Consider the following 25,981-nt stretch of genomic DNA (forward strand, 5'->3'; position numbering starts at 1 on the left):
CGGCGCCGAGCGAGCGAACGGTTCCGCTGACCCGGCGCCGCCATCGGTCAGTTGAGCTTCCAGATCGGCTCGAAGACGGCTTCGTAGTCGCCGCCGTCGACCTCGGCCCGCGGCATGTAGTCCTCGGCGTTGTCCTTGGTGATGATCACGAATGGCACCTGTGCCTTCGTGGCGACCTCGACGTCCTCACCGTTGAAGTAGCGTGCCAGCGCGTCCACGGACTTCCAGCCCATCCCGGTGATCGGCGACGCGAGCCACATGTCCTCGGTCCCGTTCGAGGTGGCCTCGAGGTTCTCCGTGGTCGGTTGGATTCCGATGATCTTGGTGTCGTTGAGCCCCGCCGAGGCCAGCGCTCCGGACACGCCCGTCCCGACGGCGCCGAAGCCCATGGACGCGAAGTTGATCGAGGGATTGCGCTGGATCGCGCTCACCACCTGGGACGGGATCTTCGTACCGATGTCGCCGGGCTGCACCGCGTGCGACTCGTAGTGACAGTCAGGGCACAGCCTGAGGAACTCCGCCTTGAAAGCGTCCTCGTAGGCCTTGAGGATCGGGAAGGACGGGATGTTGAACATGGCAACGGACGCCTCGTCGCCCTTCTGGGCCACGACGTAGGAAGCCACGATCTTGCCGGCCAGCTCGTACTGGGAGGGGTCTGCGACGTTCGCGATGATCGGCGCCCCGATCGGGTCCGTGGTGTTCGACGTCACGACGGGGATGTTCTTGGCCGCGAACTCCTTCGCGGCGGCCGCGTAGTCGGTCGTGTTGGTGGCGTTGGTCATGACGCCGTCGGGCGCCTCGTCCACGGCCTGCGCGAAGGCTGCGGTCAGACCGGTCGGCGATGAGGCGTCGTACACGATGCTCTTCGCGTTCCACCCCAAGAGCTTGGCGGCGGCGATCGAGCCTTCCGCGAGGTACTGCGACTCCGGAATGTTGTTCGTGACGAAGACGACCGACTTGCCGGCCTCCGGCGTCTTCTCCAGCGGTGGCAGGTCGACCGACGTCAGTGGCTCGCCGTACTTGGCGACCATCGCCTCGGCTGCGGCCGTGTCTGCTGCCGCACCTCCACCATCCGATCCCGCGTCACTCGAGCTGGACCCACAGCCCGCCACGAGGACCACACCTGCTGCCATTGCGCCGGCCACCACCCGACGCCGGAACCTTGGGTTCCTCGACAAGGCACTCATCAATTCATCCCTCTCGCTTATTCGGACGTCCACTGGATGGACACGAGGCCCCGGAGCCGTGTGACGACCGTCGCACCACGCTTGTGACGCGCACAATGTGCGCCGACGCACTTGTTGACCCGGATAGGTGTCGTGAGTGACACTCGCGGCGTGAAGGATCAGATGACGTGGGAGCTGCGGTCCTGGCTCAAGGCGATCGGAACACTGACCGCGGCGGTCAACGCCGATCGCGATCTCAAGTCGCTGCTGGACCTCGTGGCGGCGACGGCACTTGACCTCCTGGACCTGAGCTACTGCGCCGTCATGCTTCCTGACGAGTCAGGCGAATACCTGACGGTGGCCGGCGCGAGCGGGCTTCCCGACGAGTACATCGAACGCATCAACCGCGACCGCCCCGTGCGCCTCGAGGTCGATCCGCACGGAGGCGCTCCCGCGAGCCGGGCGTTCCGGACCGGCACCCCGACGATGGTCAGTGACCTGGCCGAGGAGCCGAGCTCGAGCTGGACGGATGTGGCCACGGAGCAGGGCTACCGATCGATCCTCGCCGTCCCCCTGCTCACGAGCAGCGGCGTGCTCGGCACGCTGAACAGCTACCGAGTCACCCCGCACGTCTTCACGGCACAGGAGGTCGAGCAGCTGGCGCTGCTCGCCGAGCATGCGACGATCGCTCTGACGTCGGCGCACATCCTGGACGACCTGCGACAACAGCACCGGCTGATCGCCCGGTCTGAGGAGATCCACGATCGGTTGCTGAGCGTCGCCGTGCGGTCGGGTGGCCTGCCCGGCATCGCCTCCGCGCTCAACGAGCTCCTCGGCTGCGACGTCGTCGTCCGGGATCGACAGGGCGTCACGCTCGCCGCCGAGCCACAGACCACGGCCGGCGACGACCGCATCGACGGCCTCCCGTTGTCTCCCGAGAGGTCGCCCGGAGAGTCCGGCCTCGTCCGCGAGGTGGGCGAGCACATCGCTGCCGATGTCGTGCTCGACGGCACGGTGGTGGCGACCGTCTGGCTGCTGGACCGAGCCGGGCACCTCGACCCGCTCGGCGTACGAGCCATGGAGCACGCCTCCGTCGTCCTCTCGCTGGAGCTCTTCCGACAGCGGACGGCAGCCGAGGTCGAGCAGACCCTTCGCGGCGAGCTCCTCGCCGACCTGCTGGCCGGCGCCGATCCCCAGTCCAAGCCCATTCGCGACCGCGCCGGGCTGATGGGCCACGACCTCGGCCAGCCGCACCGCATGCTGGTCGCGGCCGCCCGAACCGGGTCACGAGGAGCCGCGGACTCCCGCGACAGCATCGACGAGGTCGAGATCGCTCAGCGTGCAGCGATCGCAGCCGTCCGCCTGACGTCGCGCCTGAGGCCGCGCCCGCTCATCGCCGCCTCCCGAGGGGTCGTCGTGGCGCTCTGGCCCGAGAGCGTCGAGACGCCGACCGGCGAGCAGCTGCTCCGCCGGGCCATCGCATCGGCACCCGGTGGTCTGAGCGCCGCGCTGGCCGTGACGAGGGTCGACCGCCACGGGATCCCGGCCGCGTACCGCAGTGCGAGGGGCGCACTCACCCTCTCCGCCGCCACCGGACAGGTCCGCCCCCTCGTGACCCTGGACGACCTGGGTGCGGCCGGGCTCCTGCTGCAGTTCGCAGACCCCGACGAGCTCCGCCGGTACGCGGAACGGACGATCGGAGCGCTTCGCCGGTACGACGCCGATCACGGCGCCGAGCTGCTCAAGACCCTGCGCGCCTACCTGGACTGCGATCTCGACCGCCGCGAGACTGCCGAGTTCCTGGTGCTCCACCCCAACACCGTCAGTCAGAGGCTCCGCCGGGTCGAGACGCTCACGGGTCTGAACCTGCGCTCGCCACGGTCGGTGATCGACGCCCGGACGGCACTCATGCTGACCGATGTCGCCGACGCCGCCACCGACGCGGCCGGGTAGATCGACGCGCCGCCACGGCACGGACACCAGCGTCGTAGCACGCTCGGCACCCGTTATTGAACGGTTACTCATTATGATGGCGCCATGCCGTCGATGCTCACCGACCTCCGTTCCGCAGCCACCACCGTCATCACCGATCCGAGCGCGACGACGTCGTACTCGCGTGACCAGTGCCTGGGCGTCGAGGCCGGCGTCCCGGCCGCCGTGGTGCTGGCGCGCTCCACCGACGACGTGGCAGCCACCATCGCCACCGCCGGCCGCCACGGCGTGCCGGTCGTCGCGCGTGGCTCCGGCAGCGGCCTGAGCGGCGCCGCCAACGCCGTGGACGGCTGCATCATCCTCGACCTCGGCCGGATGAACCACATCCTCGATCTGGACCCCATCGCCCGGACGGCGCGCGTGCAGCCGGGTGTCATCAACGGTGACCTCGACCTGGCCGCGCGCCGGCACGGGTTGCGCTACGTCCCGGACCCGGGGAGCCGTGCCATCAGCTCGATCGGAGGAAACCTCGCCACCAACGCGGGCGGGATGTGCTGCGCCAAGTACGGCGTCACCGGCGACCACGTCATGAGCATCACCGCGGTGACCGGAGCTGGCGAGATCATCACGACCGGCGCGTCCACGCGCAAGAACGTGGTCGGCCTCGACCTCACGCGCCTGCTGGTCGGGTCCGAGGGAACGCTGGCCGTCTTCGTCGAGGCGCTCGTGCGGCTGCACCCGGTCCCGACCGCCTTCGCCACGCTCGCGGCGACCTTCCCGGACGTGGGCACGGCCGTGGACACCGTCGCGAGCTGGACCAGCGTGTCCACGCCGATGGCGGTCGAGCTGATGGACCGGACGACGGTTCAGGCCGTCAACCGGCTCACCCGCATCGGACTGGACGACGACGCCGGGGCCGTCGTGCTCGCCCAGTTCGACGACGCTGACGCGGCGCACGCAGCGGAGCTCTGCGCGTCCATCGCGACGGCGAACGGCGGCGAGGCCTACGCCAGCGACGATCCGGCCGACGGGGAGGCGATGATGGCCGCACGACGAGCCGCCTACCCCGCGCTGGAAGCCATGGGCGCGACGCTGCTCGACGACGTCGCGGTCGCACCGCACCGGCTGCCGGAGCTCGTCGGAGCCATCGAGTCGATCGCGCGACGTACGGGTGTGGTGATCGGAACGTTCGGGCACGTCGCTGACGGCAACCTCCACCCCACGATCGTCTACGACCCGCGCGAGTCCCGCGCCAGGGACGCTGCGATGGCAGCGTTCCACGACATCCTCGACGCCACGCTCGCACTGGGCGGATCCGTCTCCGGCGAACACGGCGTGGGCTCCCTGAAGACCAGCTTCGTGACCCGACAGGTCGGCGCTGCCGAGGTGGCGCTCATGCACGGGATCAAACGCGCCTTCGACCCGCTCGGGATCCTCAATCCCGGTCGGGCCTTCTGACCCGGCTGGCGAGAACCACGTACGGCGCCGACCGCCTCCGTCCTTGACAACATCGGAACTCCGGTTATTGAATGGTTCTTCATTAAGGACGAAGAACGAAGGAGATCACGATGGCGCAACGGAACAAGGTGATCATCACCTGTGCGGTGACGGGCGCGATTCACACGCCGTCGATGTCGGAGTACCTCCCCATCACGCCCGAGGAGATCACGGAGCAGGCACTCGGCGCCGCGGAGGCGGGTGCGTCGATCCTGCACCTGCACGCCCGCAACCCCGAGACGGGTCAGCCCGACCAGACGCCCGAGGCCTTCAGTCCCTTCCTCCCCCGGATCAAGGCCGGCACGGACGCCGCCATCAACATCACGTCGGGAGGCAGCCCGTACATGCGCGTCGAGGAACGGGTCAAGCCGGCCGCCGTCTTCAGGCCCGAGGTCGCCTCGCTCAACATGGGCTCGATCAACTTCGGTCTGTTCCACCTCCTGGACCGCTACGAGGACTTCAAGCACGACTGGGAGCCCGAGTTCCTGGCCGCGACCAGGGACCTCGTCTTCCGCAACTCGTTCCAGGACATCGAGTACATCCTCTCGACCTGCTACGAGAACGGAACGCGCTTCGAATTCGAGTGCTACGACATCGCCCACCTCTACAACCTCAAGCACTTCCTGGACCGGGGGCTCGTCAAGCCGCCCCTCTTCGTCCAGTCCGTGTTCGGCATCCTCGGCGGGATCGGGACCCACCCCGAGGACGTCCTGCACATGAAGCGCACCGCTGACCGGTTGTTCGGCGACTCCTACCGTTGGTCGGTCCTCGGCGCCGGTTCGTCGCAGCTCAGGATCGCCGCCCAGGCCGCGTCCATGGGTGGCCACGTGCGTGTCGGGCTGGAGGACTCGCTCTGGCTCGGCCCAGGTGAGCTCGCGCCCGACAACGCCTCGCAGGTCACCAAGATCCGGCAGGTGATCGAGGGACTGGGCCTCGAGGTGGCGACGCCGGCCGAGGCCCGCGAGATACTCGAACTCAAGGGCGCGGACAACGTCGCGTTCTAGAGCTCCCCGGGACCGTCACGAGCCCGCACTCAACGCCGCCAGTCCGGCCTCGAGGAACGGCTGGACCGCGGTCCCGGCGGACTCGAAACCTGCGCCCTGGCCCGACCCGGCGCGGTGCCGGTGGTCGATCCCCGCGGCGATGACGGCGATCTTGTAGTGGGCGAGCGCGAAGTGGAAGCCCCAGTCGACGAGTCTGGCTCCCCCGGCGTCCTCATAGGCCGCCATCAGTCCCTCCGGGGCGGCCAGCCGCGGACTGGTCCAGGCGCTCGGCTCGCCGAGGACGAGATCCAACGCGGGGTTCCGGTAGGCGCACATCATCGCGACGTCCGCCACCGGGTCGCCGATGGTCGACAGCTCCCAGTCGACGACCGCCGCGACGTTGGGCTCACGGCCGAGCCCGAGGATGGCGTTGTCGATCCGGAAGTCCCCGTGCACGATCGAGACCGCGCGCTGCCGGGGCAGCGCGTCAACCAGCCGGTTCCGCAGCTCCAGCGCGAGGGGCCTCGCGGCGCTGGGTCCGACGATCTGCCACTGCCCCGCCCACCGATTGAGCTGGCGCTCGGCGTAAGCGTCGGAACGACCGAACTGATCCAGGCCGACCTCGAGGTGGTCGACCCGGTGCAGGGCAGCGAGGGTCGCGACGAGGCAGGACACGAGCTGATCGAGCTCCGCATCATCGACGGCATCCAAGTCGCGACTGGTCCGGATCGTGCGCCCGTCGACGTACTCCGCGATGCTGAACGGCCCGCCGAGCACCGTCTCGGACTCGCACAGGACGACGGGCCGCGCCACCGGAACCTCGGTGGCGGCCAACGCCGAGGTGACCTTGTGCTCGCGGGCGACGTCGTGTGCCGACGGGGTGCGGCCGTTGCGCGGCGGAGTGCGGAGCACCCATTGGGAGGAGCCGTCCGCGAGACGGAACGTGAGGTTCGACCGACCGCCTGCGATCAGCTCCGCCGTCAGTGGCTGGTGCACGACGGCGCCGGCCCTGCCCAAGAGATCGGCGACGAACGCGAGCTCGTCCTCACTGAGATGCTCACTCATGACCGAGACCCTTCGACAGCGCGCACGGCGCGTTTGGCGATCGACCAGCGGTGCACCTCCGACGGGCCGTCGTAGATGCGGAACGGGCGGATCTCCCGAGCCAGCTTCGCCACCGGCAGGTCGCGGGAGACGCCCAACCCACCGCACATCTGGACCGCCCGGTCGCACACCCGGTGCAGTGCCTCACCGGCGAAGGTCTTCGCAATCGAGGTGCTCTTCGCCGCACGACCGCCCGCGTCGAGCTCGCGACATGCCTCCATCAGCAACGCTCTCGACGCGGCCAGGTCGATCTCGTTGTCCGCGATCATCGCCTGCATCATGCCGAGGTCGGCCAGCCGCGACCCGAACGCCTCCCGGCCGGCGACGTGCTCGACCGCCAACTCGTGGGCACGCTGGGCAGCGCCCGTCCAGCGCATGACGTGCGTCATGCGGGCCGGGCCGAGCCGCACCTGTGCGTGCCGGAATCCCTCGTCGACGCCACCCAGTACGTCGTCGTCCGGCACGAAGACATCGGTGAACCGCATCTCGCAGTGCCCACCGAGCATGGACCGGTCCATCGTGCCGATGTGACGGATGACCTCGACGCCCGCACGCCCGGCCGGGACCAGGAACATCGTCGCCCCGCCACCGGCAACCTGCTCGCCCGGCTCACCACTGGTACGAGCCATCACGATGAAGAGCCCTGCCCCGTCGGCGCCCGTGATGAACCACTTGTGACCGTTGATCAGCCACCCACCATCGACGGGCTCCGCCCGCGTCCGCAGCGCGCTGGGATCCGCCCCCGCCCCCGGGGCCGGCTCGGTCATCGCGAACGCCGACCTCATCGCACCGCTGACGAGCGGGAGCAGATAGCGCGCCCGTTGCGCCGGTGTCGCCACGTGGTCCAGGAGATGGACGTTGCCTTCGTCGGGGGCGTTGATGTTCATCGCCATCGGGCCGAACACCGACCACCCCGACGCCTCGAAGACCGCCGCGCGGTCGACCATCCCCAGGCCCAGCCCGCCGCAGTCGACGGGAGCATGTGGCGCGAACAGGCCACGCTCGCGCGCGCTTGCCTGGAGCTGCTCGCGAACGGCTTCGCCACCAGCGGCGTCGATGTCGCCGTCGTGCCGGTCGTCGAGTGGAAGCACCTCGTCTGCGATGAACTCGGCGGTCGCCTTCACCAGCTCGTCCAGATCGCGCACGGGTCTACGTTCGGTACCAGACAGCGGTGACCCCCGGGACGGAGCCCTCGAAGAACGGCGCGAGCTGGGCGGTGAGCTGCTCGGAGGCCGGGCCGATCATGATCACGGACGTCAGCTCGATCAAGTCCAGGTAGCGCTTCGTCGGCTCGTGTCCAAACGCCTCGATGTGCGCGAGCGTCGCCTCTGAGTCACGGTAGCGCTCGTAGAGACACATGGACGTCGGCGTCGGACCCCTGTACCAGCGGTACTCCACCGTGCCGGGGTCGTCGTTGGCGACGGACTCGAGCAGCGGCACCAACGCGTCGAACTCGGACGCGAGGTCCGCCTTGACCTCGCACTCGATGATGAAGGTGATCTCCTGGTCGCCCATGCTTCTCTCCCGGTGGCTGGTGTCGACCGAGCCCGAACCTCGCCAGGCTGGTCGTGTACGTGATCGCCGACGCCTCCGGCGGACACGTGGCAGCCGGACGCTGAGCGACCTCTCGAAAGGTCGCACACCGGACTGGGGCGCACAATGTATCGAGCACCATGGCTCACGCCACCCGTGTGTTTTCCGTGCCATAGACGCTTGTGATCGCGGCCACTACGTTGACCGAAAGGTCGGCGGCACGGTGGTGCGCCCGGCCTCAGCAGGGTCTTCGACTGGTCGGCGCTCCCGTGCCGCCACGACAGAGGGACGACACCATGGGTCAGCTGGACGGCAAGGTCGCATTCATCACTGGCGCAGCACGCGGGCAGGGCCGTTCCCACGCCCTGCTGTTCGCGGAGGAGGGTGCCGACATCATCGGCCTCGACATCTGCGAACAAGTGGAGTCGGTCGTCCCTCCCATGTCGACGCAGGACGATCTCGACGAGACCGTGGCACTCGTCGAGAAGACCGGACGCCGGATGGTCGGGGTCAAGGGCGACACCCGCAATCGCGCGGACATCCAGCGCGCCCTCGAGCAGGGACTCGCCGAGTTCGGCCGCCTGGACATCGTCCTGGCCAACGCCGGCATCTTCGCGGCCGGCCTGAAGCCTTACGCCCAGTCGGAGCAGGCCTGGAAGGACAGCCTCGACATCAACCTGACGGGCACGTGGAACACGCTTCAGCTGACGGCCCCCATCCTGGTGGACCAAGGCCAGGGCGGGTCGATCGTCATCACGAGCTCCTCGGCCACCGGTCGATGGATCACCACGAACTACGACGGCGGCGTGGACGGCTACAACGCCGCCAAGTACGCACTCGGTGGTCTGATGACCGCGTACGCCGGCAAGCTCGCCGAGCACAACATCCGCGTCAACACCTTCCACCCGACGGGTGTCAGCACTCCGATGGTTGCGAACGACCACTTCGCCACGTGGGTTGATGAGAACCCGACGTACATGGCTTCGTGGATGAACGCGCTGCCGGTCGAGTCGATGCAGCCGGTCGACGCGAGCCAGGTGTTCCTGTTCCTGGTGAGTGACCTCGGCCGGTACATCACCGGTCAGGAGCTCTTCGTCGACGCAGGTCAGACCACCATCCCGCCGCTCGGCGGCGGGACCCAGCTCAACCACCAGCACTGATCGCAGGTCGCCGACCGGCACCTCATTCGTCCCCCTGACGCTGGAGCACGGTTGCAGCCGACCCACCTGACATCGCTCGAACAGAAGCCGCCCCAGCTGAAGCGCAGGGTGCCCAAGCGTCACGACCTGGCGCCCCTGCTGAGGTTCAAGAAGCCGACCATGTCGCCGAAGCAACGGCGGCTTGCGGCGGCGCTGACGATCGAGGACCTGCGCCGGATCGCGAAGCGGCGCACGCCCAAGGCCGCGTTCGACTACACCGACGGAGCCGCCGACGGCGAGGTGTCGCTGGCCCGCGCCCGGCAGGCGTTCGGCGACGTGGAGTTCCGTCCGGCGATCTTGCGTGACGTCTCGACCGTGGACACCTCCCGCGAGGTGCTCGGCCAGCGGGTGGCGCTCCCGTTCGGGATCGCACCGACCGGCTTCACCCGGATGATGCAGGCCGAGGGCGAGGTCGCCGGAGCGACGGCGGCCGCCGCGGCGGGCATCCCGTTCTCGCTCTCGACGATGGGCACGACCTCGATCGAGGACGTCGCCGCGGCGGCACCGGCCGGCCGGAACTCCTTCCAGCTCTACATGTGGAAGGACCGCGACCGCTCGATGGCCCTGGTCGACCGCGCGGCCAAGGCGGGGTACGACACACTGCTGGTCACCGTCGACGTGCCGGTCGCCGGCGAGCGCCTGCGCGACGTCCGCAACGGCATGACGATCCCGCCGACCCTGAGCCCGCGGACCGTGGTGAACGCGATCCCCCGGCCGACCTGGTGGATCAACTTCCTCACCACCGAGCCCCTGGCGTTCGCGTCGCTCGACGCCTGGTCGGGCACGGTGGCCGATCTGCTGGACACGATGTTCGACCCGACCGTGACCTACGACGACCTCGCCTGGATCAAGGACCAGTGGCCGGGCAAGGTCGTGGTCAAGGGCGTGCAGACCGTCGACGACGCCCGCCGGCTGGCCGACGCCGGGGTCGACGCCGTCCTGCTCTCCAACCACGGCGGGCGCCAGCTCGACCGCGCGCCGATCCCGTTCCACCTCCTGCCGGAGGTCGTCGCGGCGGTCGGGGCCCACCATCCCCACGTCGAGGTGCACCTGGACACCGGCATCATGTCCGGCCAGGACATCGTGGCCGCGGTCGCCCACGGCGCCCACTTCACGCTGATCGGGCGGGCCTACCTCTACGGTCTGATGGCCGGCGGCCGCGACGGCGTCGACCGGACCATCGAGATCCTCCGCGGCCAGGTCGAACGGACCATGCGGCTGCTCGGCGTACGCACCCTCGACGAGCTCACCCCCGACCACGTCGTCCAGCTCCGACGGCTGGTCCCCGGCAGGTGGCCGGGCCCGACGTGAGCGGCGAGGTGTCGCTGGAGGCGCCTCAGTCGCCGGCGACGATCCGCAGGGCCGCCGGATCGTAGTCGTGGAGGGACTCCAGGCCGCTCTCGGTGAACACACAGGCCGAGGCCACCCAGAGACCTCGGCGGTGGTCGAGGGTTCGCGGGGCGACGTTCAGCCGAACGGCCATGCCTGGCTCGAACTCCATCGGCCGCGACATCCGGCTCCTCACGGCCTCGTCGGCCGACGACGGCCAGCCTCCCATGGGGGGTGAGTTGTACGCACTCCAGCCGCTGACGAGCGGCAGGCTCACCGTGAATCCGGCCCTTGCCACAGGCTCGATCAATCTGTTGGCGTCGTCGGTCGTCATGCCCGGCTTCAGCTCCGCGAGCGCGGCGCGATAGGTCTCGGCGGCCAGGTCGAACATCTCGCGGTACTGCCGCGTCGGCTCGCCGGTGAACCACGTCGTCATGAGTTTGCCGTAGTAGCCACCGAAGCCGGCCACGTGCTCGGACATGACGATCTCGTCCGGACCGACCGGCTTGTGGGTCGGGTAGGGGTCGGGATAGGTCGACTCTCCACTGGCCATGGGGCTGGAGCTCATGTGGATGTAGGCCGAGTTGCCCCGCAGCCTCTGGGCGGTTGCGTACCCCACCTCCGACAGCTCGTGGTGCGACACCCCGGGCCTGGTGGCGTTGACGACCGCTTCCTGGGCGGCGTCGTTGATCGACGCGCCGCGCCTCTGGTGCTCCAGCTCCTCGTCGCTCTTGATGAGCCGCCACCGCTCATAGAGCTCGGTGACCACGGGAAACTCCGCTTCTGGCAGCTCCTCGTAGAAGTGGTCCCGGTGCTCTGCAGGGATGGAGATGCTGTACCAGGAGTTGAGCGGACCGACGATGCCGATCCTCCCCCGTTCGAGGCCCAGCTCCTTCAGTCGCGCGGAGACCCCGAGCTCGATGCGGGTGAACCCGAGGGTGCGGATGTCAGTCAGGCAGGACAGGTCCTTCGCGTTCGGGACGTGCTCCGCGAACGGGATGTGCATCGTCGGCTCGTCGTGGAGGGGGACGACGACGAAGGAGTGACCGAACGCCGCATAGTTCGCGAGGTAGACGGCATTCATGTGGCCGAGGTCGCGGCCCGCGTAGGAGTAGGCACCGTAGATGACCAGCGCGTCGAGCCCGCTCTCCCTCATCCCGGCACGGACCAGGTCGAACCGTCGCTCGTACTCCTGAACGGAGAAGGGCGGCAGCCAGTCGTTGTCGACCATGTTCTGATTGAGGGTGAGGGACACGTTCGCTCGTCCTAGGTGTGGTGGTGGGTCTAGCGGAGGCCGGCGATGGACTGCCCGGCGACCATCAGCGAGACGTCCAGGGGCGCCGGGGGCAGACCGGTCATGGCGTCGCGCACGAGCTTCTCCATGCCCGAGTCCGTCCGGATGCCCCGGGCACCGAACAGCCGCATGGCCTCCAGCGCGACCTTCATGGCCGCCTCGGAGCCATAGACACGCGACATGCGCATGACGTTGGGATCCGCCTGCTCGGGGTTCTGCGAGCCCCAGGCCGCTCGCCAGATCACGTTGCGTGCCACCTCGAGCGTCATCGCCATATCCCCGATCTGACGCGCCACCATCTGGTGCTCGATGATCGGCTTTCCCCCTTGCACACGCGTCTTGACCTGCTCGAGAGCCAGTTCGTACGCCGCCCGGCCGACGCCGAGGTACCGCGCGCCGACCCAGTGCCGACCGACGGTCTGGCGCGCCATCTCGGCGAACGCTCCGTTCCACGGCGTCAGCTGGTTCTCCTTCGGGATGCGGCAGTCGTCGAAGTGGATCTCCGCGATGGGTGAAACCCGGTGCCCGACCAGGTCGAAGGTCTCGGCGACGCTGAACCCGGGCGTGTCCTTGGTGACGACGAACGCGGTCATCCCCTGGGTGAGCCCCACTGTCGTGTCGGTGCGCGCGAACACGATGATCACATCGGCGACATGGCTTCCGCTGATGTTGCACTTGGCGCCGTTGAGGACGATCTCGTCCCCGTCGGGGACGGCGGCGAGCATCGGGCCGGCGCCGGGCACGTCGTAGGGGAGGTGGGCGTCGATGCCCGCATTGGCCTCGGTCATCGCTACCGCGTAGACGGTCCGGGGCTTGTCGAGATACGGCTGGATGAACGTCTCACGGTGGTAGTCGTTGCCCCACCGATCGATCAGCTGGGTGGCATTCCAGTACTGCGCGACAACAGCGGCCACACCGACGTCGGCGGCCCCGAGCTCCTCCATGACCAGACAGAAGGTGACCTCGTCCACCGGCGACCCGCCGAAGGCCTCGGGCAGACCGAACTGCAGCACGCCCGCTTCGTGGGCCCTCTCCAGGATCTCCCACGGAAAGCGGTCCTGGGGATCATCGAGCCGGTCCAGCTTCGCCGACGCCGGACGCACATGGGTCTGGGCGAACTCACGGGCCCACTTCACATACCCGAGCTGCTCTTCACTCAGCGAGAAATCAACCACGAAGCGTTCCTTCCGGGGACCAGCTGCCAAGCCGATCGATCTACACTCAGGCGGCCCGGACCACGAGCCGTGAGGAGCAGTCTGCGCCGTTCGAAGGCCGCTGCGCTATAGCCACCAGGACACAGGGCGGACAGAACCATGTCTCCTTCGACAGCTCGCAAGGCGCGAGAGCCGGTGCGATCACTCGCCACTGCGCAGGAGGCGACGCAGGATCTTGCCGCTCGCCGACTTCGGGAGGTCGGGCACGACCTCGTAGTGGCGAGGGCACTTGTACGCGGAGAGGAGCTCCCGACAGTGCCGGTTCAGCTCGTCCGCGGTGACAGCGTGGCCGGGGCGCACCGTGACGAACGCCTGCACCGACTCACCACGGTAGTCGTCCGGGACGCCGATCACGGCTGCCTCCGCGACCGCGGGATGCCGGTAGAGGATGTCCTCGACGTCACGGGGCCACACCTTGTAGCCGCTGGACACGATCAGGTCCTTCTTGCGATCGACCAGGTAGATCCAGCCGTCGCCGTCGACCATGCCGATGTCGCCGGTGTGCAGCCCGTCGGGCTGGAAGGCGTTCACCGTCTCGTCGGGGCGCCGCCAGTAGCCCGTGCCGACCTGAGGTCCGCGCAGCACGATCTCGCCGACCGTGCCGGCCAGAGCCTCGCTGCCGTCGTCGGCGACGACCGACACGCTCACCCAGGGCAGAGGCTGACCGATGGAGGTCGCCCCGCTCACCTCGTCGACCGGCGCGCGTTGCCCGGGCGGCACGATGACGCACGCCGAGGCGGTCTCGGTGAGCCCATAGCCGTTGCGGATGTACACGCCGAGGTCGTGCTCGTAACGGTCTACCACGGCCGCCGGCACGGCGGCGCCACCGCTGATCGCCGACGACATCCCGCTCAACGCCTCTCGAACCTGCTCGGACGTCGCGTGCTCCGCCAACGCGATGTAGGCGGTGATCGTCCCGACGGTGAACCGCGGCCTGTAGTGCTGGACCAGCTCCAGGATCTGCCGGGGCTCGAACCGGCAGGTCATGACCAGCGACATGCCGTTGCCCAGACCGAGCGCCAGGTGCATCCCGAGCCCGGTGATGTGGAAGAACGGGGCGATCGTCAGGACGGAGTCCGCGCCATCCAGGCCGAGCCAGGCGGGTGTCACTACGGCGTGGTAGCCGATGTTGGCGTGAGTGAGCATCGCGCCCTTGGACGGGCCCGTGGTCCCCGAGGTGTAGACCAGCAGCGCCAGGTCCTCAGGGGCAGGAAGGTGCGTGCGCGGTGGCCGCCCCCGGTGGCGGTCGAGCTGCACGAGCACCGTCGTCCCCTCGGCCGGCAGGGTCTCGGGTTCGGCGGACCACGGTCCGGCCAGGTCGCCGGCGAGGTCCGAAGGACTTGACCACAACAGCGTCGGGGGGTGTGCGACGTCCTTCGCCGCAACGACGACGACCTCAGCCATGTCCGGGTGTGCGAGCAGGACCCGCGGTTCACAGTCGGCCAGCAGGGCGGTCAGCTCCGCCGTCCTCAGCATCGGGTTGACCGGGACGAACACAGCTCCGAGCTTCCAGGTCGCGAGCAACGCGACGGCGAACATCGGGGTGTTCTGCAACGAGACCGCGACCCGGTCCCCTCGGCTCACCCCGGACTCGGCCAACCAGTCGGCCAGCGCGTCGCTCAGCTCGTCGAGCTCGGCCCGGCTGATCGACCTGCCGTAGTACTGCACCGCGACGGCCTCCGGATCTGTCCGGCGGTGCGCGGCGAACGCCGCGAGCACCGTGCCCTGCGGTCCGTCGACGGTCACCTCAGGGCTGCCCACTGCCGACACCAGACGCCGCCACCAGCTGGAACTCCCGGTCCAGGCTCGTGACCTCGAGGAAGCCGTTGAGGGTGTCGTCCTCGCCGACGTCGCCCATGACCGCGGCCCAGTTGTCGCGGACCTTCTCAGGTGTGATGTCACGCGCGAAGAAACCCGGCGGCTCGGCGAACACCACGCGGGCGACGCGACCGCCCCCGATGCTGAAGCCCTGGCCCGTGACCGGGCAGTCGCCGCTGACGAGGAACAACGCGCCGTTGGCCACCGCCTCCGCCGGGAGGTGCTGCCTGAAGAACTGGCCGACCTCGCCGTCTGCCATGGCGCCGTCCCCTTCGGCGTTGGTCCGGGCCAGGCCCATCGGGAACACCGCGTTGGCCTTGATCCCGAACTGCTCGCCGTACCGGGCGATCTGGCGAGTCTCGGCGAAGACGCCGGCCTTGGCGTACGTGTAGGAGCCCAGCACGCCTCCGTCGGCCCAGGACGACCCGAAGATCGCGCCCGAGCTCACGTTGATGATCCGTCCCTCCCCGTGTTCGGCGAGATGCGGCCAGGCCGCCCGGTTCATCAGGACGGTGCCGAGCAGGGTGGTGTTCATGTTGACGTCGTAGAGCCGGCCGGGCTCGTCCTCGATGTTGTCGCACATCCCGATCCCGGCATTGTTGATCAGGATGTCGAGGCGGCCGAAGGTGTCCACAGCCTGCTGCACGATGCGCGCGGCGCCTTCAGGCTCGGCGATGCTGTCCGGGTTCGACACAGCGTTGGCTCCCGCGTCTCGCAGCTCCGCCGTGACCGTTTCGGCCGGGTGCTCGGCATCCCCGGGTCCTCCGTCGACGGCGACGTTGTAGTCATTGACGACCACGCTCGCCCCTCGAGCGGCCAGTGCCCGGGCATATGCTCGGCCGAGCCCTCGCCCTGCGCCGGTCACGATGGCGACCTTGCCGGAGAAACTGACCTCTGCCATCGGAACTCCCTCAACCTCGTGCGGTTTGCGCGTGCAGTGACAGTCGCACTCAGCCTCCGAGGCGGACAATGTGCCACGAGGCACATCTCGATGGCACTCCGTGTCCGCTGTGACACATGCCGGCTCGATGACGTCGACCAGTTCGGGAGACTGACCCTGCGCCGCGCCGGACGCCTGCACCACGTCGGCGTCGGAGCCGCCCACGACCCACCTCATCGAGCCCACCAAGACCTGCTGGCGCAACCGACAAAAGAGCCCCGGGCCGATGGCCCGGAGCTCTTTGACGGAACGCGACACATGTCGCGACTCAGATGAGACGTATGTCGCGACTCATCACATGGTGGAGCTGAGGGGATTCGAACCCCTGACCTTCTCGATGCGAACGAGACGCGCTACCAACTGCGCCACAGCCCCTAGGCGAGCCAAAAGATAGCATCCGGCCGCGGGGTGCTCCCAATCGCCCGTCGGTGGGTCAGGAGCCGACCGCGCGCTCGCCGTCGGCCTTGCGGGCCTCGCGATCCGCCTTCTCGGTCTGCTCGGCCTCGCGCGCGATCGCCGAGTCGGCGTCGGTGCGACCGGAGGTCCACACGTCGGAGTCATCCAGCGCGATGGTCCGCACGCTGCGGCGCTGGGCTGCCGGCTTGGTGACGTAGGTCGGCAGGGTCATCGGCAGCGGGTCCCACAGCTCCGGATCCCCGGGGAGTACGGCGGGCACCGACTGCGTCACGTTGGTCGGGTCCAGCTCATCGAAACCCTGGTCGTTGCGTTCGACCCCGACGACGGGCTCGTCCGTGGTCTCGACAGGCTCGACCACCGAAGAGGGCTCGACCACCGACGAGGGCACGACCACCGACGGTGGCTCGACCACCGAGGACGATGCGACCCTGGTGGCGGGCACTGCGCGTTCCTTCTTGACCATCAGTCGGCAGGCCACGAGCCAACCGAGCACCAGCGCGGCGGGCGCGGCCGACCAGAACCAGCTGATCACCCCCGACGCGGCGACACCGGCGACGGCGACGTTCACGAGCAGCAGCAGGCCGAGCACCCGGCGGCGACGCTGGGTCGCCTTGCGGGTGGCGGCGCGGGTGGAGGCGCGGGTGACCGGAGGGGCGACCGGCGAGACGTTGGCCTCAGCGGAGGTGCTCTTGGCAGTGACCACCAACTGGGCGTCGCGGGCGTTGACGGGCTCTCGACGGGCCAGCACCCGCATGGTGTGCGAGAACCGGTCGACCGACCGGGTCTGCACGACCTCGTCGTGGTGCCGCAGGGCCTTGGGAATCAGATAGACGGCCCACGCAACCGCCAGCGCGACGAAGATGATTCCAGAGAGATCCACGGCTCAGAGCCTAGGTTCGCTACCGCACTGTGGGGCGGATGTCCATAGGTGTGTCGCAAAGCAACTCATGTGACTCATGTGAATCCCGGCCGGCAACGTCATATCTTCTGGTCGCCGGGACAGCCAGAAGCTATGACGTCCCGGGGGACGAGTCGGAGGAGGAGCGCAGCAATCGGGTGAGCACGCCCTCGGGACACTCCTCCACGGTGATCGCGAACAGCCGGTGGTCGCGCCAGTCACCGTCGATGTGCAGATACCTCGGTGCATAGCCGACCTCGCGGATCTGGAGCTTCTCCACGACCCGCAACGAGTTGGAGTTCTCCGGCCGGATCGCGATCTCGATCCGGTGCAGCCCGACCGGGCCGAAGCAGTGGTCGATCGTCAGGGCGACCGACACCGGCATGATGCCCTCCCCCGCCACCGCGCCGTCGAGCCAATAGCCCACCGAGGCGAACAACGCCGACCCGCGCACGATGTTGTTGACCGTGACCTGGCCCACGAACCGTCCGCGGTAGTCGATGGCGAACGGCATCGCCTGACCCTCACGGGCCAACCGCCCGAGGTGTCGGGTGAGCCCCCGGAAGGACCGCGGACGCTGGCGCGAGCCCGGCGGAACCGTGGCGTCCCACGGGCGCAACCAGTCCGAGTTGCGCACCCGGACCTCGCGCCACGCAGCGGCGTCGCGCATCGACAGAGGCCGCAGCAGCACGTCACCGTGTCTGAGTTCGGCCGGCCAACCCCTCAATGGTCGCTCCCACGCACCTGCTCGACGGCGTGGACGATGACCGGCGCGAGCACCGCCAGACCATCCTTGACGCCACCACGCGAGCCCGGCAGGTTCACCACGACGCAGTCACCGACCACCCCGGCCACGCCTCGCGAGAGCGAAGCCGTGGGAATGCCCGCGGCCACGCCGTACGCCCGGATCGCCTCGGCGATCCCCGGCACCTCCCGGTCGAGCAGGGGGCGCGTCACCTCCGGCGTCAGGTCGGTCGGCGTCAGTCCGGTGCCGCCGGTCGTGAGGACGAGCCGCGCACCGGCGGCCACGGCTGCAGAGATGGCGACTGCCACCGGCTCACCATCGGGTACGACGGCCGGGTCGCCCACGGCGAAACCCCACCCGAGCAACGCGGCGACGATGAGCGGTCCGGTGGTGTCCTCGTAGACCCCTGCCGCAGCCCGGTTGGAGGCGACGACGACCGCGGCCGGCATGCTCACCGCGACCAGTCCCCTGACGTGCCACCGGTCTTCGTCTCCACCCGGATGTCGGTTATCACCGCTGCCTTGTCGACCGCCTTGACCATGTCGACCACGGTCAGCGCGGCCACCGACACCGCGGTGAGGGCTTCCATCTCGACGCCGGTGCGATCGGTGGTCCGCACGGTCGCGGTGATCTCCACCGCCTCGTCGGCCACCACCAGATCGACGGTGACCCCGGACAAGGCGAGGGGATGACACAGGGGGATCAGGGCCGGTGTCTGCTTGGCCCCCATGATGCCGGCGACCCGCGCCACTGCCAGGGCATCGCCCTTGGGCACCCCGGCTCCCCGCAGCAGTTCGATCACCTGCGCAGAGACCAGCACGCGGCCGGTGGCCACCGCGGTGCGCGAGGTCACGTCCTTCGCGGTCACGTCCACCATCCGCGCCGCGCCGGCGTCGTCGAGGTGCGTGAACCCCGACATCAGAACTCCTCGTCGAGGCGCAGCACCTGGACCTGCTCGCCGGCTGCGATCGAGGTGACGTCCTCGGGGACGACCACGAGGCAGTTGGACTCTGCGAGGTCGCCGATGAGATGGGATCCGGCTCCTCCCACGGGGGTCACCGCGGCCACCGCACGACCCGCGTCGACGTCGTAGGCCGCGCGCAGGAACTGTCGCCGACCAGGGGGCGAGGAGATGGCGTGGGTGAGCAGTCCGCGACTGAACGGACGGGAGTAGGGCAGCAGGCCCATCATCCGGCGGATCGCGGGCAGCACGAACACCTGGAAGGAGACGTAGGAGGACACCGGATTGCCCGGGAGCGTGAAGATGGGTGTCTCGTCCTCGCCGACCAGACCGAAGCCCTGAGGTTTGCCAGGTTGCATGGCCACCCCACCGAACCAGACGGTGCCGAGCTCGCGGAGCGACTCCTTGACGATGTCGTAGTCCCCCTCGCTGACTCCGCCGCTGGTGATCACCAGGTCGGCACGCACCAGCTGGTCGGCGAGTGCGTCACGGAACGTGGTGGCGTCGTCGCGCACGATCCCGACCCGGTAGACGATGGCGCCGGCTCGGCGAGCCGCCGCAGCGAGCAGGTAGGAGTTGGCGTCGTAGATGCTGTCGTGGGCCAGCGGGGTGCCGGGCTCGCGGAGCTCGGAGCCGGTCGAGATCACCACGACCCGGGGGCGGGGCCGCGTGGAGATCCGGTCGCGCCCCACGGCAGCCAGCAGCCCGATCTGACGGGGACCCAGCAACGAGCCGTCCTCGACGATCAGGTCGCCGACCTGGACGTCCTGCCCGGCGGGCCGGATGTGCTGTCCCAGTGATGGCGCCTGGCTGACCACGACGTTGGCGACACCACGGTCGGTCCACTCGTAGGGCACGATGGCGTCGCAGCCCTGGGGCACCGGCGCGCCGGTCATGATCTTGACCGCCGTGCCCGGCGACATCGCGAGCAGGGTTGCCTGGCCGGCACCGATCTCGCCGACCACCGGGAGATGGACCGGGGAATCCGCGGTCGCCGCGGCGACATCGGCGTGGCACACGGCGTACCCGTCCATCGCGGAGTTGTCGAAGACCGGCAGCGAGATGCTGGAGTGCACGTCCTCGCAGGCCGGCAGGCCGAGCGACTCCAGCAGCGGCTGCGGGAAGTGGTTGAGCGGGCGGACCGTTCCGAGGATCTTCTCGAGATACTCCTCGACGCTGATCAGGTCAGTCATCCGAGAGCACCGTGCCGGGGGCGATGCGCTGAGCGGTCGGGCCCTTGTCCAGCTCGACCTCGCCGAGCACCTTGACCCCTGCTCCGAAGGTCCAGTCCCCGTTGACCTTGAGCGACGTTGCCTTGCGCAGCGAGGGCGCGCCCTCGGGGAAGCGCTTGTCGAAGTCGCCGACCAGCTTGTAGTGCGAGGTGTCGAGGTCGACGTAGGGCAAGGCGTCACTGGCCTGGTCCATCACGAAGTCCTGGCCCAGGTCGTAGACGTCCGAGCGGAGCACGAGCAGGTCGTTGGTCGTCTTGACGGGCACGAAGCGGTCGCGACCCACCTCGATCAGCCGGGATTCGGCGAAGACCTCGATCGCGGCACCCATGGCCGTCTCGATCTGGATCACCTTGGGGGTGCTCGGATCGCCAGGGTCGACGTTCTTGACGTTGCGGATCATCGGCAGGCCGAGGACACCGTCGCGGGCGTCGAGGGCCTCCTTCATGGCGCGCAGGTCGAACCACAGGTTGTTGGTGGAGCAGTAGCGGTGACGCTCCAGGTCGGCCAACGCGGCCAGGTCCTTGGGCGGGGTCTGCGCGGTCTCGCGCAGCACGATCCGCCCGTCGTTCTTGCGGCGCGCGAAGTGGCCGCCCTTGCGGTCGGAGGCGGTACGGCGCACGGCCTCGATCGCGAAGGGTGCACCGCTCTGGGCGAACCAGCCGGCCACGCGCGGATCCGGCACGGCGCCGAGGTTGTCGGAGTTGGACACGAAGGCCTGGGTGTAGCCGGCCGCGATCAGCTGGTCGAGGACTCCGGTGGAGCGCAGCGAGGGGTAGAGGTCGCCGTGCCCGGGTGGACACCACTCGAGGTCGGGGTTCTTGACGTGGAGGACCGGGCTCAGGTCCTTCTCGAGCAGCTTGGGTTCCTTGCTCTGCAGGAACTCCAGGGGCAGACCGTCGACCGGCAGGGTGTCGTAGCGCGCCAGAGCCGCCATCGTGTCGGCCGAGGTGCGGAACGAGTCCATGAACAGCAGCGGCAGGGTCACGCCGTACTTCTCGCGCACGTGCAGCACCTGCCGGGCGATGATGTCGAGGAACGAGAGCCCCCGGCGCACGCACAGCAGGGACTTGGCCCGGTCCATGCCCATGGACGTGCCGAGTCCGCCGTTGAGCTTGATCACGACGGTGGTGCCGATGGCCTCCGCGGCCACCTCGTCAGCGACCTCGACATCGGCCAGGGACTCCATGTCGATGGGATCGATGCTGGACTCCGGGATCAGGCCGGTCTCGCCGTGCTCCAGCAACCGGTAGTAGTGCGCGAACACCTCGATCGCGGTCTCGTCCACTCCGGCGGCCGCCATCTTGGCGCGCGCCCGTTCCAAACCAGGACTACCCATGGTCCCGATCGTAGGCTGAGAACGTGGTGACTGCGCAGACCCCCCAGAACAAGACCGCCCTACGGGACCAATTGATGACCGCGCGCAATCGGCGTCCGCTCGCCGAGGTGGGGGCCCAGGCCGCCGCGATCGCCGAGGCTGTCCTCGCCGTGCCGGAGGTACGACGGGCCGGGACGGTCGCGGCCTACGTCTCGATCGGCACCGAGCCTGGGACCACCGCGCTGCTCGAGAGCCTGGTGGCGCAGGGCAAGCGGATCCTGCTGCCGGTCGTGCAACCCGATCTCGACCTCGACTGGGCCGTCCACACCGGCGACCTCGTGACCGCGCGCATGGGACTGCTGGAGCCGACCGGGCCCACCGTCGGGGTGGACGCGATCGGCTGGGCCGACGTCGTCCTGCTGCCAGGCCTTGCAGTGGACGGTGGCGGATACCGGCTGGGACGCGGGGGCGGCTGCTACGACCGGGCCCTGGGGCGGGTGCCGGTCGGGACCCCCACGATCGTCCTGCTCTACGAGGGTGAGGTCGTCGACCAGGTGCCCACCGAACCGCACGACCGCCCGGTGACCCACGTCGCCACCCCGGCCGGGGTGGTGCGGCTCAGGGCGTGAACGTGAGAGTGTCCTCGGCGGCGTCCTCCACGGCGGAGCGCCCGAAGACCCAGGGCAACGTCTCGCCGGCCACGTAGAGGTCGGTCTGGTCGGTGTAGTGCCCCGACGTCGGGTGGCCCGAGACCCCGGTCAGGTTGATCCAGCGCGAGGCGTCGAAGTCGGCCAGCGAGACCACCATCCGCATCGACGGGGCCGAGATGACGTCGTACCCCTGTCCTGCGTCCCAGGCGGTCGCGTCGACCGCCGAGCCACCGCCGCCGACCTGGTAGCCGTCGCGGTTGAGCAGCCGCTCGACCAGCCCGATGCCCGACTCCCCCAGCGTCGCGTTGTGGAGGTCGAGCCGGTGCAGTCGGCCCCAGGTCCACTGCTTCGGGTCGAGCGCCTCGCGCCTGGTGAGCTCGTCGCGGGCATCGATCAACGCCGTGGTCAGGATGTCGTCGCGGGTCTCCACGACGTCGTCGGTCGTGCGGTCGTCCCACCAGGGGTTGGCCGGCTCCTGGAGCAGTCCGGTGACAGCCAGCCACCACCGGCCGCCGCCGTCGGGCCACAGGGACTCACGCAGCTCGTCGTGGAAGGTCAGCTGGAGGAGGTTCTTCCAGACCACGTTGTAGTACGCCGCGGCGGCGGAGTCGGCCGGTTGGGCGAAGTCCCAGTCGTCCAGCAGCCGCTGGCCGTCGCTGTCGTAGCCGCCTGGGAGCTCGATGTCGAGCAGGTAGGGCACGAGGGTCGGGGCCATCGCGTTGTAGGTGTCGAGCTGCAGCGCGGACATCTCCGCGATCGACAGCTCACCCTCGTCGAGCAGCCGGTCCCGGATCCGCTGGGAGCGATAGCCGTAGTCCCAGTCGGAGGTGAGGAAGTAGCGGTAGTCGGGGCCGATCACCGCTTGGTTCGCCGTCGCGATGAAGCCCTCGTCGGGGTCCAGCACGTTGGGCAACGCCTCGAAGGGCACCGACGTCCCGGTCCAGTCGTTCTCCGGCAGCCACCCCGCCGACGGGACCAGCCCGTCGTTGCCGGACTTGCGCACCGGGATCCGGCCCGGCGCCTGGTAGCCGATGTGACCCTCCGTGTCGGCGTACACGAGGTTCTGGGCGGGCACCGCGAAGTCACTGGCTGCGGCTCGGAACTCGCTCCAGTTCGAGGCCGTCGCCAGGCCGAGGATGGCGTCGGCCGTCGGGGCCGGGTGCAGCGCCGTCCATTCCAGGGCCACTGCGAAGCCGTTGCCCGGATCGGGCCCGGGAGGGGCGTCGGCGTTTGCGCCGACGGTGCTGAGCTCCTGGGAGACGTCCGAGAGCAGGGGTCCGTGCCGGGTGGAGCGCACCGTCAGGTTGAAGTCGTCCTCGTCGCGGACCTTGATCACCTCCTCGCGGATGGTGAGCGGACGATAGGCGCCGTCGTAGAGCCACCGCTCGCCACGCACCTTCTCCAGGTAGAGGTCGGTGACGTCCGGTCCGAGGTTGGTGAACCCCCAGGCGATGGAGGCGTTGTGCCCGATCACGACCCCGGGCACCCCGGAGAAGGAGAACCCGCTGACCTCGAAGGGGCAGTCGGCGTCGACGGTGCGGCAGTGCAGACCGACCTGGGACCAGATCCCGGGCATGCTGACCCCGAGGTGCGGATCGTTGGCCAGCAGTGGCTTGCCGGTCGCCGAGTGCTCGCCGTCCACCACCCAACTGTTGCTGCCGAGTCCGTCCGCTCCGGCGCGGCCCGAGCCCAGCAGGGCCGGCACGCTGCGCAGGGCTCGGTGCACGTCGCGTACGGCGGCGACCTCGCCGGGGGTGAACGCTGGACGCTTCGGATTGCGGGTGCCCCCGGGATCCGCACCCTGTTCGAAGACGCCGTCCACAACGGCGCCCTCCCCCACGATCGGGGCGTGGGTGGCGTAGGGGTACGCCGGGTAGAGCTCGTCGATGCGGTCCTGGTCGTGGTTCACCGACAGCAGCACTCGCGCGACCTCGTCGTCCATGTTGCCGCGAAGGTCCCAGGCCATCGCCTTGAGCCAGGCCAGCGAGTCCACCGGGGTCCACGGCTCGGGCGTGTAGTCGAGCCCGGTGGCCCGCAGCAAGGTGTACTCCACGGAGATCTGTCCCAGGCTGTGGGTGTCGAGGTAGGCGTTCACCCCGTCGGCGTACGCCTCGAGCGCGGCGCGGGTGTCGGGGCTGATGAGGGCCAGCTCCTGCTCGGCCACCCGACGCCACCCCATCGTCCGGATCGCCTTGTCGGTGTCCAGGGTCTCGGCGCCGAAGAGCTCGGAGAGCCGACCGGCGGTGATGTGGCGCCGGATGTCCATCTCGTAGAACCGGTCCTGGGCGTGCACGTAGCCCTGGGCGCGCATCAGGTCGGCGGTCGTGTCGGCGTAGATCTGCGGGATGCCGTTGCCGTCGCGGACCACCTCGACCGAGCTGGTCAGGCCGGGCAGCTGGATCTCGCCGCTGGTCTGCGGCAGCGGGCGGCGTACGACGACCCAGGCCACGACGGCGGTGGCGAGCAGGACCAGCACGAGCGCCAGCGAGATGCCCAGCAGCCACTTTGCGGGCCGCGGCCAGACCCGCACGGTCTGCCACCAGGACGGTCGCGTTGTCTGCTGTTGTGCCACGGGAGCATCCTAGGGAGCCACCCATGGCCGACGACCCGTAAACTCTCCCAACGTGCCGACCTATCAGTACGCCTGCACCGAGTGCGGCCACTCCTTCGAGCAGTTCCAGAGCTTCAGCGACGACTCCCTCGAGCACTGCCCCGTGTGCAACGGGCGACTGCGCAAGGTGTTCAACGCGGTAGGCGTGGTCTTCAAGGGCTCGGGCTTCTACCGCAACGACAGCCGCGCGGCGAGCAGCAGCGCGTTGAGTGGCGAGAAGGGTGCGACGACGAAGGAGTCGGCGGCATCCAGCTCGTCGGACACGAGCTCCTCGTCCTCCGCTGACTCCTCCTCGAAGTCCTCGTCCTCGGAATCCTCCAGCACCCCGAAGCCGGCGCCGGCGACGAAGTCGTCCGACTGAGCCGCTGGCTCGGTGGCTGTGGACAAGCCGGCGCACGGATCGGCTGAGCGTTCTACGGTCGGCGCATGCGTCCGATCCTTTCCCGGCTGAGCACCTTCCGTCTGCGGCTGCGCCGCGCGGTTCTGCGCCGTCGCAGGCTGCTCGCGGCGGTGCTCGTGGCAGTCGCGGTGCTCTGCGGCCTCCGGGCGACGGCGGCTCCCGCGCCGCCCTCGGACCTGGTGCTCACCGCGGCGGCAGACCTGGAGGCCGGGACGGTCCTGCGACCCGAGGACCTGACCACCACCGCGTTCGCTGACGGGACGGCCCCCGACGGCGCCAGCGACGTGGCCGCTGCCGTGGGACGCACCCTGGCCGCACCACTTCGCCGGGGTGAGCCGGTCACCGACGTCCGGCTGGTGGGCCCGGGCCTGCTGGCCACCCAACGCGGTGCGTCGGGCCTCGTGGCGCTGCCGGTGCGGATCCCCGACGCGGACGCGGTCGCCCTGCTCCGCGTCGGTGACCGGATCAACCTGCTGTCCACCGATCCCCGGGGAGGTGGGACCGACACGGTCGCCGTCAGCCTGACGGTGCTCGCACTGCCGACCGCCGACGCGTCCGGTTCCTTCGGGGCAGCCTCAGCAGGCGGATCGACAGGTGGCCGATTGGTGGTTGTGGGCGCTACGCCCGAAATGTCCGAATTGGTGGCAGATGCGGCGGTGAAGGGTTACCTGAGTGTCACGCTGACCCGATAGCGTGGCTCTCCGACCAGACCACCCCTGCCGGGGAGCCCCACTCTAGGAAGC

At 69.3% G+C, this 25,981-nt stretch carries 23 protein-coding genes, 1 tRNA gene and 1 pseudogene; 8 read left to right on the plus strand and 17 right to left on the minus strand.

The annotated features are described in order from the left end of the window. Positions 1-47 precede the first annotated feature (47 nt). Positions 48-1,187 carry a sugar ABC transporter substrate-binding protein gene (locus AB7I40_RS03825; protein WP_428347921.1) on the minus strand — a complete coding sequence of 380 codons (1,140 nt, stop codon included), beginning with the start codon at positions 1,185-1,187 and terminating at the stop codon, positions 48-50. A gap of 150 nt (positions 1,188-1,337) precedes the next feature. Here AB7I40_RS03825 and AB7I40_RS03830 point away from each other — a divergent pair, with 150 nt between their 5' ends. From AB7I40_RS03830 to AB7I40_RS03840, 3 genes are all read left to right on the plus strand, one after another. Further along, on the plus strand, positions 1,338-3,119 hold the full coding sequence (locus AB7I40_RS03830; RefSeq protein WP_428343723.1) for a helix-turn-helix domain-containing protein: 1,782 nt from the start codon (positions 1,338-1,340) through the stop codon (positions 3,117-3,119). An 84-nt stretch (positions 3,120-3,203) separates the two neighbouring features. Beyond that, positions 3,204-4,556, plus strand: a complete 1,353-nt coding sequence (locus tag AB7I40_RS03835) for an FAD-binding oxidoreductase (protein ID WP_428343724.1) — start codon at positions 3,204-3,206, stop codon at positions 4,554-4,556. A 110-nt stretch (positions 4,557-4,666) separates the two neighbouring features. Further along, a complete protein-coding gene (locus AB7I40_RS03840; RefSeq protein WP_428343725.1) occupies positions 4,667-5,599 on the plus strand; it encodes a 3-keto-5-aminohexanoate cleavage protein in 933 nt (310 codons plus the stop codon). A gap of 15 nt (positions 5,600-5,614) precedes the next feature. Here the strand turns inward: AB7I40_RS03840 and AB7I40_RS03845 are convergent, their stop codons facing one another. From AB7I40_RS03845 to AB7I40_RS03855, 3 genes are read right to left on the minus strand one after another with little or no spacing between them, the layout of a single operon-like run. Further along, complete coding sequence (locus AB7I40_RS03845; RefSeq protein WP_428343726.1) at positions 5,615-6,643, minus strand: phosphotransferase family protein; 1,029 nt, start codon at positions 6,641-6,643, stop codon at positions 5,615-5,617. Next, the gene (locus AB7I40_RS03850; RefSeq protein ID WP_428343727.1) at positions 6,640-7,827 is read right to left on the minus strand and encodes an acyl-CoA dehydrogenase family protein; all 1,188 of its coding nucleotides are present in this window, start codon (positions 7,825-7,827) and stop codon (positions 6,640-6,642) included. Before AB7I40_RS03850 ends, AB7I40_RS03845 begins: the two co-directional genes overlap by 4 nt. Positions 7,828-7,831: 4 nt before the next feature. Beyond that, positions 7,832-8,197, minus strand: coding sequence for a putative quinol monooxygenase (locus AB7I40_RS03855; protein ID WP_428343728.1), 366 nt, complete (start codon positions 8,195-8,197; stop codon positions 7,832-7,834). Between the two features lie 314 nt (positions 8,198-8,511). Here AB7I40_RS03855 and AB7I40_RS03860 point away from each other — a divergent pair, with 314 nt between their 5' ends. Both AB7I40_RS03860 and AB7I40_RS03865 read left to right on the plus strand, forming a co-directional pair. Next, entirely contained in the window at positions 8,512-9,375 is an 864-nt protein-coding gene (locus AB7I40_RS03860; protein WP_428343729.1) for a mycofactocin-coupled SDR family oxidoreductase, read from the plus strand. Positions 9,376-9,483: 108 nt separating this feature from the next. Next, positions 9,484-10,725, plus strand: a complete 1,242-nt coding sequence (locus tag AB7I40_RS03865; RefSeq protein ID WP_428343730.1) for an alpha-hydroxy acid oxidase — start codon at positions 9,484-9,486, stop codon at positions 10,723-10,725. Positions 10,726-10,750: 25 nt separating this feature from the next. On the opposite strand, the gene AB7I40_RS03870 is transcribed toward AB7I40_RS03865, so the two are convergent. The 11 genes from AB7I40_RS03870 to AB7I40_RS03920 form a co-directional block, all read right to left on the minus strand. Beyond that, positions 10,751-11,998 carry a M24 family metallopeptidase gene (locus tag AB7I40_RS03870; RefSeq protein WP_428343731.1) on the minus strand — a complete coding sequence of 416 codons (1,248 nt, stop codon included), beginning with the start codon at positions 11,996-11,998 and terminating at the stop codon, positions 10,751-10,753. Positions 11,999-12,027: 29 nt separating this feature from the next. Further along, the gene (locus AB7I40_RS03875; protein WP_428343732.1) at positions 12,028-13,212 is read right to left on the minus strand and encodes an acyl-CoA dehydrogenase family protein; all 1,185 of its coding nucleotides are present in this window, start codon (positions 13,210-13,212) and stop codon (positions 12,028-12,030) included. A 180-nt stretch (positions 13,213-13,392) separates the two neighbouring features. Beyond that, on the minus strand, positions 13,393-15,012 hold the full coding sequence (locus AB7I40_RS03880) for a class I adenylate-forming enzyme family protein (protein ID WP_428343733.1): 1,620 nt from the start codon (positions 15,010-15,012) through the stop codon (positions 13,393-13,395). Next, a complete protein-coding gene (locus tag AB7I40_RS03885; RefSeq protein ID WP_428343734.1) occupies positions 14,999-15,970 on the minus strand; it encodes an SDR family NAD(P)-dependent oxidoreductase in 972 nt (323 codons plus the stop codon). The genes AB7I40_RS03880 and AB7I40_RS03885 overlap by 14 nt, the downstream gene beginning before the upstream one ends. A 338-nt stretch (positions 15,971-16,308) precedes the next feature. Continuing rightward, positions 16,309-16,384 (minus strand) — tRNA-Ala (locus AB7I40_RS03890). A 58-nt stretch (positions 16,385-16,442) separates the two neighbouring features. Next, entirely contained in the window at positions 16,443-17,306 is an 864-nt protein-coding gene (sepX, locus tag AB7I40_RS03895) for a divisome protein SepX/GlpR (RefSeq protein ID WP_428343735.1), read from the minus strand. A 130-nt stretch (positions 17,307-17,436) separates the two neighbouring features. Beyond that, a complete protein-coding gene (locus AB7I40_RS03900) occupies positions 17,437-18,015 on the minus strand; it encodes a GNAT family N-acetyltransferase (protein ID WP_428343736.1) in 579 nt (192 codons plus the stop codon). A gap of 32 nt (positions 18,016-18,047) precedes the next feature. After that, on the minus strand, positions 18,048-18,518 hold the full coding sequence (locus AB7I40_RS03905; protein WP_428344289.1) for a MogA/MoaB family molybdenum cofactor biosynthesis protein: 471 nt from the start codon (positions 18,516-18,518) through the stop codon (positions 18,048-18,050). A 2-nt stretch (positions 18,519-18,520) separates the two neighbouring features. After that, a complete protein-coding gene (gene moaC / locus AB7I40_RS03910) occupies positions 18,521-18,988 on the minus strand; it encodes a cyclic pyranopterin monophosphate synthase MoaC (protein WP_428343737.1) in 468 nt (155 codons plus the stop codon). Beyond that, on the minus strand, positions 18,988-20,223 hold the full coding sequence (gene glp / locus AB7I40_RS03915) for a molybdotransferase-like divisome protein Glp (RefSeq protein WP_428343738.1): 1,236 nt from the start codon (positions 20,221-20,223) through the stop codon (positions 18,988-18,990). The genes moaC and glp overlap by 1 nt, the downstream gene beginning before the upstream one ends. Next, positions 20,216-21,598, minus strand: a complete 1,383-nt coding sequence (locus AB7I40_RS03920) for a UTP--glucose-1-phosphate uridylyltransferase (protein ID WP_428343739.1) — start codon at positions 21,596-21,598, stop codon at positions 20,216-20,218. The genes glp and AB7I40_RS03920 overlap by 8 nt, the downstream gene beginning before the upstream one ends. Before the next feature lie 23 nt (positions 21,599-21,621). Here AB7I40_RS03920 and AB7I40_RS03925 point away from each other — a divergent pair, with 23 nt between their 5' ends. Continuing rightward, a complete protein-coding gene (locus AB7I40_RS03925) occupies positions 21,622-22,206 on the plus strand; it encodes a 5-formyltetrahydrofolate cyclo-ligase (RefSeq protein WP_428343740.1) in 585 nt (194 codons plus the stop codon). Here AB7I40_RS03925 and AB7I40_RS03930 read toward each other — a convergent pair. After that, positions 22,196-24,799, minus strand: coding sequence for a penicillin acylase family protein (locus AB7I40_RS03930; RefSeq protein WP_428343741.1), 2,604 nt, complete (start codon positions 24,797-24,799; stop codon positions 22,196-22,198). The two genes, AB7I40_RS03925 and AB7I40_RS03930, sit on opposite strands and share 11 nt — an antisense overlap. Positions 24,800-24,851: 52 nt before the next feature. On the opposite strand from AB7I40_RS03930, the pseudogene AB7I40_RS03935 reads away from it, so the two are divergent. After that, a pseudogene (locus tag AB7I40_RS03935) lies at positions 24,852-24,944 on the plus strand (FmdB family zinc ribbon protein); the annotation flags it as partial. Positions 24,945-25,006: 62 nt separating this feature from the next. Here AB7I40_RS03935 and AB7I40_RS03940 read toward each other — a convergent pair. Next, complete coding sequence (locus AB7I40_RS03940) at positions 25,007-25,225, minus strand: hypothetical protein (RefSeq protein WP_428344300.1); 219 nt, start codon at positions 25,223-25,225, stop codon at positions 25,007-25,009. A 39-nt stretch (positions 25,226-25,264) separates the two neighbouring features. On the opposite strand from AB7I40_RS03940, the gene AB7I40_RS03945 reads away from it, so the two are divergent. Beyond that, positions 25,265-25,930 (plus strand): SAF domain-containing protein, encoded by a 666-nt coding sequence (locus AB7I40_RS03945; RefSeq protein WP_428343742.1) that lies wholly within the window; start codon positions 25,265-25,267, stop codon positions 25,928-25,930. Positions 25,931-25,981: the final 51 nt, after the last annotated feature.

The sequence above is a fragment of the Nocardioides sp. genome (genome assembly GCF_050246775.1).
Lineage (GTDB): Bacteria > Actinomycetota > Actinomycetes > Propionibacteriales > Nocardioidaceae > Nocardioides.

Excerpts from the sequence above, each read along its gene's own strand:
- AB7I40_RS03825 (WP_428347921.1), bottom strand. The coding sequence starts at position 1,187 with ATGAGTGCCTTGTCGAGGAACCCAAGGTTCCGGCGTCGGGTGGTGGCC.
- AB7I40_RS03835 (WP_428343724.1), top strand. The coding sequence starts at position 3,204 with ATGCCGTCGATGCTCACCGACCTCCGTTCCGCAGCCACCACCGTCATC.
- AB7I40_RS03840 (WP_428343725.1), top strand. The coding sequence starts at position 4,667 with ATGGCGCAACGGAACAAGGTGATCATCACCTGTGCGGTGACGGGCGCG.
- AB7I40_RS03845 (WP_428343726.1), bottom strand. The coding sequence starts at position 6,643 with ATGAGTGAGCATCTCAGTGAGGACGAGCTCGCGTTCGTCGCCGATCTC.
- AB7I40_RS03855 (WP_428343728.1), bottom strand. The coding sequence starts at position 8,197 with ATGGGCGACCAGGAGATCACCTTCATCATCGAGTGCGAGGTCAAGGCG.
- AB7I40_RS03860 (WP_428343729.1), top strand. The coding sequence starts at position 8,512 with ATGGGTCAGCTGGACGGCAAGGTCGCATTCATCACTGGCGCAGCACGC.
- AB7I40_RS03885 (WP_428343734.1), bottom strand. The coding sequence starts at position 15,970 with ATGGCAGAGGTCAGTTTCTCCGGCAAGGTCGCCATCGTGACCGGCGCA.
- AB7I40_RS03905 (WP_428344289.1), bottom strand. The coding sequence starts at position 18,518 with ATGCCGGCCGCGGTCGTCGTCGCCTCCAACCGGGCTGCGGCAGGGGTC.
- moaC (WP_428343737.1), bottom strand. The coding sequence starts at position 18,988 with ATGTCGGGGTTCACGCACCTCGACGACGCCGGCGCGGCGCGGATGGTG.
- glp (WP_428343738.1), bottom strand. The coding sequence starts at position 20,223 with ATGACTGACCTGATCAGCGTCGAGGAGTATCTCGAGAAGATCCTCGGA.
- AB7I40_RS03920 (WP_428343739.1), bottom strand. The coding sequence starts at position 21,598 with ATGGGTAGTCCTGGTTTGGAACGGGCGCGCGCCAAGATGGCGGCCGCC.
- AB7I40_RS03945 (WP_428343742.1), top strand. The coding sequence starts at position 25,265 with ATGCGTCCGATCCTTTCCCGGCTGAGCACCTTCCGTCTGCGGCTGCGC.